Annotated in this window: 12 protein-coding genes and 1 riboswitch; of the genes, 11 read left to right on the plus strand and 1 reads right to left on the minus strand. The window is 46.8% G+C overall.

Features of this window, described 5'->3' with window-relative positions; all coding sequences use genetic code 11:
• Positions 1–12: 12 nt before the first annotated feature.
• The 6 genes from NST34_RS06210 to NST34_RS06235 all read left to right on the plus strand — a co-directional run bounded on the left by NST34_RS06210 (position 13) and on the right by NST34_RS06235 (position 5,087).
• Positions 13–945, plus strand: coding sequence for a D-alanine--D-alanine ligase (locus NST34_RS06210; protein ID WP_076298408.1), 933 nt, complete (start codon positions 13–15; stop codon positions 943–945).
• The gene (locus NST34_RS06215; protein WP_042185624.1) at positions 938–2,101 is read left to right on the plus strand and encodes an aminotransferase class I/II-fold pyridoxal phosphate-dependent enzyme; all 1,164 of its coding nucleotides are present in this window, start codon (positions 938–940) and stop codon (positions 2,099–2,101) included. Before NST34_RS06210 ends, NST34_RS06215 begins: the two co-directional genes overlap by 8 nt.
• A gap of 92 nt (positions 2,102–2,193) precedes the next feature.
• Complete coding sequence (gene cobT, locus NST34_RS06220) at positions 2,194–3,255, plus strand: nicotinate-nucleotide--dimethylbenzimidazole phosphoribosyltransferase (protein WP_341127383.1); 1,062 nt, start codon at positions 2,194–2,196, stop codon at positions 3,253–3,255.
• A complete protein-coding gene (gene cobU / locus NST34_RS06225) occupies positions 3,252–3,800 on the plus strand; it encodes a bifunctional adenosylcobinamide kinase/adenosylcobinamide-phosphate guanylyltransferase (RefSeq protein ID WP_076284100.1) in 549 nt (182 codons plus the stop codon). The genes cobT and cobU overlap by 4 nt, the downstream gene beginning before the upstream one ends.
• Complete coding sequence (cobS, locus tag NST34_RS06230; RefSeq protein ID WP_341127384.1) at positions 3,797–4,612, plus strand: adenosylcobinamide-GDP ribazoletransferase; 816 nt, start codon at positions 3,797–3,799, stop codon at positions 4,610–4,612. The genes cobU and cobS overlap by 4 nt, the downstream gene beginning before the upstream one ends.
• Positions 4,613–4,760: 148 nt before the next feature.
• Positions 4,761–5,087, plus strand: a complete 327-nt coding sequence (locus tag NST34_RS06235) for a YnfA family protein (protein ID WP_339801265.1) — start codon at positions 4,761–4,763, stop codon at positions 5,085–5,087.
• Between the two features lie 58 nt (positions 5,088–5,145).
• Here the strand turns inward: NST34_RS06235 and NST34_RS06240 are convergent, their stop codons facing one another.
• Positions 5,146–6,834 (minus strand): methyl-accepting chemotaxis protein, encoded by a 1,689-nt coding sequence (locus NST34_RS06240; protein ID WP_042185629.1) that lies wholly within the window; start codon positions 6,832–6,834, stop codon positions 5,146–5,148.
• Between the two features lie 343 nt (positions 6,835–7,177).
• A riboswitch (PreQ1 riboswitch) is annotated at positions 7,178–7,223 on the plus strand.
• 10 nt (positions 7,224–7,233) lie between these two features.
• On the opposite strand from NST34_RS06240, the gene NST34_RS06245 reads away from it, so the two are divergent.
• From NST34_RS06245 to NST34_RS06265, 5 genes are all read left to right on the plus strand, one after another.
• Positions 7,234–7,947 (plus strand): queuosine precursor transporter, encoded by a 714-nt coding sequence (locus NST34_RS06245; protein WP_042185630.1) that lies wholly within the window; start codon positions 7,234–7,236, stop codon positions 7,945–7,947.
• A 209-nt stretch (positions 7,948–8,156) separates the two neighbouring features.
• Complete coding sequence (locus NST34_RS06250; RefSeq protein WP_341127385.1) at positions 8,157–9,638, plus strand: AMP-binding protein; 1,482 nt, start codon at positions 8,157–8,159, stop codon at positions 9,636–9,638.
• Positions 9,635–10,786 (plus strand): thiolase family protein, encoded by a 1,152-nt coding sequence (locus NST34_RS06255; protein WP_341127386.1) that lies wholly within the window; start codon positions 9,635–9,637, stop codon positions 10,784–10,786. Before NST34_RS06250 ends, NST34_RS06255 begins: the two co-directional genes overlap by 4 nt.
• A complete protein-coding gene (locus NST34_RS06260) occupies positions 10,783–11,184 on the plus strand; it encodes an FAS1-like dehydratase domain-containing protein (protein WP_341127387.1) in 402 nt (133 codons plus the stop codon). Before NST34_RS06255 ends, NST34_RS06260 begins: the two co-directional genes overlap by 4 nt.
• The gene (locus NST34_RS06265) at positions 11,159–11,500 is read left to right on the plus strand and encodes a MaoC family dehydratase (RefSeq protein ID WP_076284106.1); all 342 of its coding nucleotides are present in this window, start codon (positions 11,159–11,161) and stop codon (positions 11,498–11,500) included. Before NST34_RS06260 ends, NST34_RS06265 begins: the two co-directional genes overlap by 26 nt.

An 11,500-nucleotide genomic window follows, 5' to 3' on the forward strand; every position in this document is an offset into this window, starting at 1 on the left:
CTTGAGATGAAGATGAAGGTAGGCGTAATTATGGGCGGGGTGTCCTCAGAGTATGAGGTATCCATGAATAGCGGTAGAGAGATTTTGAAGAATCTAGATCCCAATAAATATGAGGTTGCTCCAATAGTGATTACCAAGCGTGAAGAGCTTATTGAGCAGGCAAAAGGAATCGATATCGCGCTGCTTGCGCTCCACGGAGCTTACGGAGAGGACGGTACGGTTCAGGGGACGCTGGAGACGATGGGGATTCCTTATACGGGTAGTGGCGTTTTGTCTAGCAGCATTTGTATGGATAAAGATCTTTCCAAAAAGCTTATGCGCTGCTCAGGCGTCAATACGGCGGATTGGCTGTGCTGGGATAGTATGAAGGATTATTCTCAAGAAGCCGTAGAGCGGATTGGATATCCTGTTATGGTGAAGCCATGTGCAGGCGGTTCGAGTATCGGTATGGAAAAGGTGAGCAGTAGCGAGGAGCTGTTGAGCGCAGTACAGAAGGCTTTTGCTTGTGATCAGTCGATTCTGATCGAGAGCTACATTCAAGGCCAGGAAATTACTTGCTCTATTCTAAATGGAGAGATGCTGCCCGTTTTGGGAATCACCTCGGCGCATGCGGAGTGGTTCGATTACAGTGCGAAATACGAAGATGGCGGGGCAGACGAACGGGTCATTGATCTACCAGCTGAGGTGTATGAGCGAGTACGTGATGCAGCCTTAACTTGCTACAAAGCACTAAAATGCAGCGTGTACGCAAGGGTGGATATGCTCATTAAGGATGGTATTCCATATGTGCTGGAGGTGAACACATTACCGGGCATGACGAAGGCGAGTCTTTTACCAAAAAGCGCGCAAGCGGCAGGTTACACCTTCAGCGGACTGCTGGACGAGATCATTTCCCTTTCCTTAACAGAAAAGAGTCCGAAAGAAGAGGTGCTCAGTCATGCATAATGAATGGATTACTCCGCGTGTACGGGAGATTGCTCCCTCGGGGATTCGGGCTTTTTTTGACCTAAGTACAGGGAATCAGGATATTATATCGCTTGGTGTAGGCGAGCCTGATTTCGTTACACCGGAGCATGTAAGAGCTGCCTGTATTCGTGCTTTGAATAATGGGGAGACGATGTATACACCAAATTCCGGCTTGCTGGAGCTTAGAGAAGAGATCGCCTCTTATCTGCACACAAGCTTCAATCTCCGCTATGAGCCAACTAACGAGATTATGGTTACAGTGGGGAGCAGTGAAGCCGTGGATTTGGCTCTGCGGGCCTTTATTACACCCGGGGATGAGATTATCGTCCCTTCTCCGAGCTATATTGCGTATTCGCCGATTACTCATTTGAACGGTGGGATTACGGTAGAGGTTGAATCTTCAGCCGAGCAGGGTTTTAAACTTACTCCTGAAGCGTTGCGGCAGGTGATTACCCCGCGTTCCAAGATTCTTATGGTGAATTTTCCGACTAATCCTACAGGAGCAGTAATGACTTACGAGGATTGGCTACCCATTGCACAGATTGTAAAAGAGAATAACTTACTTGTCATTTCAGATGAAATCTATGCCGAGCTAACCTATGATAGTCAGCATGTAAGTATTGCCTCTCTTCCTGGGATGTTGGAACGAACGATTGTCATTAGTGGCTTCTCCAAAGCCTTTGCGATGACTGGCTGGAGAGTAGGGTATGCTTGTGGTGATCAGGAATTAATTGCTGCGATGCTCAAAATCCATCAGTACACTGCGATGTGTGCTCCAATACTAGGTCAAATCGCTGCCATTGAATCACTGCGGAACGGTATGGAGCATAAGGACCACATGAAAAGATGCTTTGATGAGCGAAGAAAGCTGTTGGTTAGTGGATTTCGATCTATTGGTTTACCGTGCCACGAGCCGGAGGGTGCATTTTATGTCTTTCCTTCCATCGCTAATACCGGAATGAAGTCAGAAGTTTTCGCTTTGCAGCTGCTCAAGGAGGTTGGTGTTGCTGCGGTTCCGGGGCATGTGTTTGGAGCGGGTGGAGAAGGGTATATTCGCTGCTCTTATGCAGCATCCCTACAAAAATTGACGGAAGCGCTGGAGAGAATCGAAGGATTTATGAAAGTGAAGTTGTAATTCTAGTGGTCCCCATCTATCATAGATGGGGGCTTTTATATGTAGATAAGATAGAATAGGTTATACGGATATCTTTAATTGGAGGTTAAAATATGATTTCATCTATTCAAGAAGTAATTAAACGAATCACACCAGCGGATGAACAGTCTTTCCTAAAGGCGGAGCACCGCTTGAACATTCTAACTAAACCACCGGGCAGCCTGGGACAATTGGAGACGCTGGCCGTTAAGCTCGCCGGAATTTCGGGTACGGAGCAGCCTAGTTTCACCAAACGAACGGTAGTTGTGATGGCTGCCGATCACGGTGTATGCTGCGAGGGAGTTAGCGCGTTTCCACAGGAAGTCACAATGCAGATGGCCTATAATTTTCTCAGCGGAGGAGCGGCTGTGAATGTACTGGCACGTCAAGCTGGGGCTGAGGTAAAGTTCGTAGATATCGGTGTTAACGGCGACCTTAGTCATGAGGATCTGATTGATTGTAAAGTGCGCCGAGGAACGGATAATATAGCCGTGGGACCTGCGATGAGTCGTAAAGAAGCGATGAATGCTGTGCTTGTAGGTATAAGAATCGCACAAGAAGCGATTGAGAACGGGACAGAGATTTTTATTACAGGTGAAATGGGCATAGGGAATACAACGGCTAGCGCAGCTATTCTGTGTGCTCTAAAAGGAATACCACCTGAAGTAGCCGTTGGAAGAGGAACGGGAATTGATGATGAACGATTACTACATAAGATTGCAGTTGTGGAACGCGCTTTAAAGGTGAATCAGCCGAATCCGGCAGATCCGCTGGATGTATTGTCCAAAGTAGGGGGACTGGAAATCGCCGGTTTGACGGGTCTGATTCTTGGCGCAGCTGCTGCCAGGGTACCTGTCATTTTGGATGGTTTTATTTCGGGTGCGGCAGCTCTTGTGGCGAAGGCGCTTGCGCCAGAATCCATTGCTTATATGATAGGCTCCCATCTATCAGGAGAACAAGGACATAAGCTGATGCTGGAGCGGCTTGGGCTTGAACCGTTGTTTAACCTGGGTCTTCGTTTGGGTGAAGGAACTGGAGGCGTATTGTCCCTTCATTTAATTGAGGCGATATGCCGCATTTTGAGCGAAATGGCCACCTTTGAAAGTGCAGGCATCTCTGGAGCTGGGAAACAATGAGTATTCTTGTAACGGGAGGGGCGCGTAGCGGGAAAAGTGGTTTTGCAGAAAAACTGATGTCGTCACTGGCAGATCAGGCCTTCTATGTTGCAACCGGACAAGCGTTTGATGATGAAATGAATGAACGGATTGCACTGCATCAGCAACAGCGCTCGCAAAGCGGATATGCTTGGGAGACGTTAGAGGAGCCTTATGATTTGCCAGATCTTCTTAAGCGTTTATCTGGTGAAAAGGCGGTTCTCGTAGATTGTCTAACGTTGTGGTTATCGAATGTACTGCTAGCCATGGAAGGATTTACGGATAGGCAAGAGTTGATTGAGAGCGAAATTACAAGACTTGAAGACAGTGTGCGCACATTTCAAGGAAACCTCATTTTGGTCACTAATGAGGTTGGAGACGGTATTGTTCCGGAGTATGCGCTTGGCCGATTGTACCGTGATCTGGCAGGACGTATGAACGCGCTGCTTGCTCGGCAATGCGAGCAGGTTTTTTTAGTGACTGCGGGTATTCCAATTGAACTCAAGAGCAGGGAGTATCGTTTATGAGGGAGCGCAGGGATGCTGCCGCGGCTGCCTTTCAGTTTTTGTCCCGGTTTCCTGTAAAGAGTGACCCTGGATTTTCTCCTGAGCTGCTGCGCCGAAGTGTGCTGTTCTATCCTGTGGTGGGTGCAGCTATCGGACTGTGCGTAGCTGCTGGGGCAGCTTTGACGGGATTGATTTTACCAGCTTGGCCAGCCGCTGTCATTACCCTCATTCTATGGGTAGGACTCACCGGAGGTCTGCACCTCGATGGCTGGATGGACACTGCGGATGGTCTGCTAAGCTACCGACCGAGGGAACGGATCCTGGAGATTATGAAGGACAGCCGTGTGGGTGCGATGGGTGTGCTCGCCTGCGTGCTGCTCTTGCTGTTAAAGGCCTCTTTAGTGGCAGCATTAATCGAAGGCTACGCCTATTACGAGCTGCCACTGCTCTTGCTGCCAGCGATCTGGAGCCGCTGGTATATGGTGCGGGCAATGGTGCGTTATCCCATTGCCCGCGGGAACGAGGGGCTGGCCGCGAGCTTCGCCGGCCTCGCTCCCTCGCATGAGCGGCGCGTGCTGGCGATAGCCGCGCTGCTCTCGCTAGCCGCAGCCGGTGCGCCTCTGGCGCTCGGCGCTGGCTTAGCCGCGTGGCCGCTGCATCTGGCGGCAGCGTTACTGCTGCCAGCTGCGGCCTTGGCCAGCGGCACCGTTGCTGCGCGGCGGATTAGCAGCCGGCTCGGCGGGCTCACCGGCGATGTGTATGGCGCACTGAATGAGCTGCTAGAGGCTGTGCTCCTACTAGTATTAGTGCTGCTCCAGCACAATTTCATATGAGTGGCTCCTGCGGGTGACGCATAGTAGCCAGCTGGCTCAATCTGTTTATATCCACTGCTGATGCTTGTGGGTCCAGTTGTTTGGTGGCCCGGATGCTTGCAGGTCCACATAGTGATATTTTTAGAGTTCAATAGGAAAGAGGGATGACATGGTTGCTGCCATTCTACTATTTGTAATTGCCGGCCTTGCTGAGATTGGAGGCGGATACTTAGTATGGTTATGGCTAAGAGAATCAAGACCTCTCTGGTATGGTCTTGTAGGTTCTGTGATTCTGATTGGCTATGGCATCATCCCTACGTTGCAGAAGTTTCCGTCCTTCGGAAGAGTGTACGCAGCCTACGGCGGGGTGTTTATTGTGCTTGCTGTGTTATGGGGCTGGCTTGTAGACAAGAAAACACCCGATGTATATGACTGGGTCGGTGCTGTTATTTGTGTGATCGGCGTTTCAGTCATTCTTTGGGCGCCGAGACACTAACAAAACAACCCGTTCAACACTTTCGTGTGAACGGGTTGTTTTTATTTAAGCCTAAGCTTTAGATCTTAAATTGTTGCACAGCTTCCTGAAGCTTCTTAGCCTGCTCATATAGATGCTGCACGGTTACTGCATGTCCTTCAAGCTCTATACGTTGGCGCTCGGAGTTCTCGGATAGAGTGTCCGCACTTTCTTGGGATCTTGAAGTGATTTGTGCGGTTTCCTCAACGGAAGCACTAACTTCTTCTGTACTTGCTGAGATTTGCTGCGTAGCCGCAGATACAGATTGAATATTCTGATTGATGCTTTGGATCAGAATCAGAAGGTGATTGAAGGCATCGCCCGCTTCTGCCACCTTGCCTACCCCGGAGGCTACCTCAGAATTCACATGGTTCATCTCAGTAACGGAGCGATTCATATCTTCCTGAAGTCCGAGTAGGAAATCACGAATCTGCTCATTCGCATTACGGGATTGTTCGGAAAGCTTGCGTACTTCTCCGGCAACCACGGCAAAGCCGCGTCCATGTTCTCCTGCACGTGCTGCTTCGATCGAAGCATTGAGCGACAGCATTTGGATTTGCTTCGTAATTTCAGTAATACTATGAACGACTTCTCCGATCATTACTGAACGTTCATTCATAACTTGTAATTGCTCCAGCGACTGCAGGGAGGCACGTTCAACATGGCGCATTTGCAGAACGGCACTTTGGGCAATCTCATTACCGCCAATCGCTTCAGCGGAAGCTTCACTGATCTGCTCAGTGACTTCGGTGGCTGCTGAAGCAATATGCTGAATGCCGAAATTGATTTCTTCCATAGCTTTTGAATTATCTAGAGCGCTGCTCGCGATGGTCGTACTACCTTTGCCAATTTCTACAACAGATGTACTAGAGTGGTCTGCCATTTCATTTAGGACCTCAACACGTTCCCTTAAAGAATTGGAATCGGTGACCACAGTATTTGAGGTGACGAGTACATGTCCAATCATTTCTTTTAGGCGCAGGGTCATTGCTTGGAAACTTCTGGACAGTTGAGCTACCTCATCACTGCCTTTAACCGTTAATTCCTCTGTGAAATCTCCCTCTGCAAGACGGGCACTGTAAGCTGCAAGCTTTGAGATAGGACGAGTAATCCGCATGCTCATAAACCAGGCACCAGTTGAGCCTATGATCAGCGTTAGCAGAGTGATCCCGGCACTAGTCCACAGAATACTGTCTGTTTTTTCTTGAATAAAGCTTACATCACTGCTTATTCCGATAACCATCGTACTTCCGGGAATTCCGATATAAGCTGACTTATGTACACCATGCGAGTCCTTGTATGTATCGCTTAGTCCACTCTTTCCTTTAAGAGCTTGCTGCATTGCAGAGGATACTTTAACAATTTCCTCCGGCTTTAATTTTGCATCATGATCTACAGACAGAACCTCAGCTTCCTTGCCTTTTAGATTGAGTAGAAAAATAGTCTCAACCCCATGCTGCTTTCTCTTATCCTGGAAATAGAATTCAAGATTGGTGGCTGCTTGTTCGTTTTTCTTTAGTGCTTGCTGAGCATGCATTGTATTTATATTCTTATATACGTCCTGAGCAGCTGCAGTTAGAATTTGATTGATTTGTGGCATGACATAGCTGTTGAAAATACTGGTGGATATAAAGTAGAAGCTGGTACTTAACAAAAGAGACGTGAGTAATAGAACTACAAATAATAAACGCGTAAATCTGCGACTGATCGACTGCTTGAAACGAAACATATTGTTCTCCCCCTTTTTATGGGCAGCGAAGCCCCATTTCTTTATATCCCTACCGACTGCTATTGACTGGCAACCTGCAATATATTCCATAGTTATGTAATATATCAACTAAATGGATCGGGAATGAAGTGTTTGATACTATTCTATAGAATTAACCTCTGGATGAATAGTGAAAGTTTTAGTTTATATAGCATATTTTTCTGAAAAAGATGAATTATTACTGACACTTTTATTTTTAGTTAATAAAAATGGGTATAAATACCCATTTCATAAATTGTTTATTTTTATGGATTGTTTGACGACAGTGTGATAGAGTATTAATGTTTTGTTCCAAAACTTAATGTAAGCCGCGGTTCGTAACCATCCCGCGTAAACAAAACTAGGAGGAGTTTAAGCAATATGTTTAATTTGATGTGGGGAGTTTTATTTGTTATTGTCAATTTTGCTTTTTTTCTACTCTGTTACCGCCTGTTCGGCAAAAGTGGAATGTATGCCTGGGTAGGTATCGCTACTGTAATTGCAAACATTCAGGTAGCTAAGACGATTGCTATGCCATTTGATATCGTGATGACACTCGGAAATACGATGTATGTCACTTTATATATGACCAGCGATTTGCTTAATGAGAAGTATGGAAGAGCAGAAGCACGTAAAGCGGTTTGGTTTGGCTTCTTCACCTTGCTTATGACGACAGTCATTATGCAGATGGTACTAGTATTTAAGCCGCAAGAGACCGATATTGCTCAGTCTTCTTTGGAGACGATCTTTGGTCTGATGCCTCGACTAGCGTTGGGTAGTCTAACTGCTTACTTCATTAGTCAGTTCCTAGACGTTCGGTTGTACTCCTGGATTCGCAAATATTACAGCACTTCAAGTCAGTTGTGGATTCGTTCCAACGGCAGTACGATGGTTAGCTCCTTTGTGGATACACTAATCTTCTGTACCATTGCATTTGCTGGGTTGTATAACTGGAGTGTGTGGTTTGAAATTTTGCTTACAACGTATCTAGCGAAATTCTTACTAACCGCAGTAAGCACACCTATCTTATATATCGCCCGAACTTTTACTTTTGCTGAAGATGGAATACCATCATCCGCTCATAAGAAGGAATAAACAACAATACAGCCAGCGCGTACCGATCATAATCGATGCGCGCTGTTTGATTTTTTTAGTCGTAAGAGGGCTTAATCGTTCCATATAAATATGTACATAAAATTAATATAAAGCTAAAATAAGCTATCGTAGCCATTCTAATTGTATCCCGAGCGAAGAGAGAGTACATAATCGGTAGTCACAGAAATTACGAATAGGTGTGGTGAAGGATGAATCTAGTAGTTCCTATACTGCGTCATGCAGCAGAACAGCCCGACAGCATTGCCTTAACCCATGACCAAGCAACTCATACCTATGCAACATTAGTGCAAGCGATGCGGAGAATTGCCAATGGTCTACAGCAAAAGGGCCTTAAGCATGACAAAATCGCTATTTTATCTACGAATCGCATTGAATTTGTCGAGGTTTTCTTGGGGGCTATTTATGCAGGCTGTGTTCCCATTCCTTTAGATCCCAAGTGGAGTGCAAATGAACTGCGGGTTATTATAGAGCAGTGCCAGCCGACAATGATTTTTGCCGAGCCGGAAGCTGCAAAGAATTTGGTCTTCAAGGACCAAGCCATCCCAACGCTGACTTTTTCAAATGAACGAACAGGTTCCTATGATCAGTGGTTGAAGGCTCTGAAGCCAGAAGCTGAATTGGATGAGACGAATGAGTTATTATTTATCGGCTTTACTTCAGGCACAACGGGGCTCCCCAAAGGATATATGCGTACCCATTTATCGTGGTTAAAGAGCTTTGAGGTATCGAGTGCTGCCTTTGAATTAGACTCTATGAAGGATGTTTTAGCACCGGGTCCGTTTGTGCATTCGCTGTCCTTGTTCGCTGTAATGCAGAGTCTGTATGGTGGAGCAAACTTTCATATTACGCAAAAATTTAGCGCCACACAGGTGTTAGAGCTGTGCAAGCAGATTCCGGGTGTGGTGTTGTTTGTTGTACCGACAATGCTTGAATCCATGATGCAGCAGGCTGTTCCTGGGCAGACGCAGATTGATGCGATTATTAGCTCAGGTGCAAAGTGGTCGGAGTTGTCCAAAAAAAAGGGTATAGAAGTGTTCGCTGGAACGCGTCTCTATGAATCCTATGGTTCCTCAGAAGCGAGTTATATTAGTTATTTGGATGTTCTGGAAGAGCATAATCCGAACTCTGTAGGCAAGCCCTATCCCGGAGTGCAAATTTCCATTCGTGATGAAGAGTTCCGTGAAGTCCCTACGGGGGAGATTGGGCAGTTATATGTGCGAAGTGATATGATATTTCTAGGCTACCATCAATTGCCGAAGGAGACCGCAGCAGCTTTTCGAGAGGGATGGCTTGTGTTGGAGGATTATGTTTATCAGGATGAAGCTGGTTATTTATATCTGGCGGGTCGCTTGAAAAATAGAATCATCTCCGGTGGGCTGAACGTTTATCCAGAGGAAATAGAGCGAGTACTGGAGCATCTTCCGGAAATACAAGAAGTAATGGTGCTTGGCGTCCCTGACGATTATTGGGGAGAACAGCTGGCAGTCCTCGTGAAATGGAATGGTGCAAAGCATTTATCTATAGACGAAATAAAGAATTATTGTCGCCAGTATTTAGCAAGTTACAAAGCGCCGAAGCAACTGCTGACAGTTGATGAGTTTATCTATACAAGCAGTGGCAAAATTGCCCGGCAAGCGATGAAAGACTATGTGAAAAGAGCGATGGTATGATAGAAGCAGTAATTGTTATGGCAAAACGTACACCGATTGGCAGGATGGGCGGCTTATTAAGTACATTTGAGCCGGAAGCATTACTGGCGCCGCTTATTCAGCATATTGTGGCAGAGACGAACCTGCCCGTCGATATGATCGATGATGTGATTATTGGAAATGTGGTCGGTCCGGGTGGAAATATTGCCCGGGTAGCTGCGCTTGAAGCGGGACTGCCTGTTTCGGTTCCGGGCGTTACTGTGGATCGGCAGTGCGGTTCTGGGCTAGAGGCCATTAATATAGCAGCACGGCTTATTCAAAGCGGCGCTGGTGAGATTTATTTAGCGGGCGGTGTTGAGAGCACGAGTCGTGCCCCTTGGAAAATGGCTAAGCCCCAAACCTTGATGGGGGTTCCGCAGCTATATACCCGTGCTCATTTTACACCTAGCGCTTACGGTGATCCGGATATGGGAATTGCTGCGGAAAATGTAGCGCGGAAGTATGGGATTTCGCGAGAAGAGCAGGATCAATATGCCTTGAAAAGCCATCAGAAGGCCGTTCATGCTCAGCAAAGTGGTAGGTTTCAGCAGGAGATTGTACCTCTTCTGGTTGAGGGGGAGTGGGTGAACACCGACGAATGTCCAAGGGCTAATACGAGCCTGGACAAGCTGCGAAAGCTACCTTCAATCTTTGAAGAAAAGGGTACTGTCACCGCTGGAAATGCCTGTCCTATTAATGATGGTGGGGCGCTTCTATTAATGATGTCCCGTGAGAAATGTCGGCAACTCAAGCTTAAACCTATCCTGCGTGTCGTAGATGCGCAAGCAGCAGGTGTAGATCCGAATTATTTAGGTATGGGCCCAGTTCCAGCTGTTCAAAAGGTGTTACATCGTCAACAGCTGACCATAGCCGATTTAGATATCGTAGAGTTTAATGAAGCCTTTGCTTCGCAAGTTCTAGCCTCACTGAATGAGCTTCAGATCCCACAGGAAAAGGTCAATCTTGGAGGAGGCGCATTAGCTATCGGTCATCCATATGGGGCGTCCGGAGCGATTTTAATGACTCGCTTATGTGCTGAAATGCAGCATATGCCTTATAAAAGGGGACTTGCCACTTTGGGCATTGGCGGCGGGTTGGGGCTGGCAACGCTTGTGGAGGTTACGGAATGAACAGTGTCCGACTTCAGATTCTTATGACTGCAGAGTGGATATCGGATTACGCACAGAGTATTGAGGCACCCGTGCAGACGACTAATGGCAATCTGATTGCTCCTTCTACGATGCCTATTATTTTTTGGCAGGTCTTCGATATTCCTTGGCTTAGCAGGGGAGAGCCCTTGCTTCACGGCACTCAGAAATTCTCATATCAAGCTCCGATTACGGCAGGGATGACGTTAGATTGTGAATTAGCATTAACGAGCAAGGTGCAAAAAGATGGCCGGCAGGGCAAGCTGACCTTTTACACACATACGCTGGTTTGTAAATGTGAAGGAGAGCTTATAGTCACCGCAGAAACGGTGTTAATTCGGGTAGGTGATGATCATGATGAGAAAATGCATAACTGCTGAGGCTATCCGGCAATATGCAGCAGCTTCCCAAGATCTGGCCGCTATTCATCTAGATGAGGATGCTGCAACTGAGGCTGGATTTAAGCGGCCCATTGCGCATGGGATGTATCTAATGGGATTAGCCCAATCCTTATATATCGAGGAGCATCAGGCACAGTGGATCACTCAATATGATATGAAATTTCATAAGCCTATAGAGGTCGATAATGTCGTGATTTTTGATTTTTCGGAGGATGACTGCCTGGTTAAAGTGACCCTTACAACAGAAGCAGGCGATGTTATTGCTTCGGGAGCTTTTTCAGTGAAAGAGGTGTAG

It is taken from the genome of Paenibacillus sp. FSL H7-0714, assembly GCF_038003765.1.
GTDB lineage: Bacteria > Bacillota > Bacilli > Paenibacillales > Paenibacillaceae > Paenibacillus_AQ.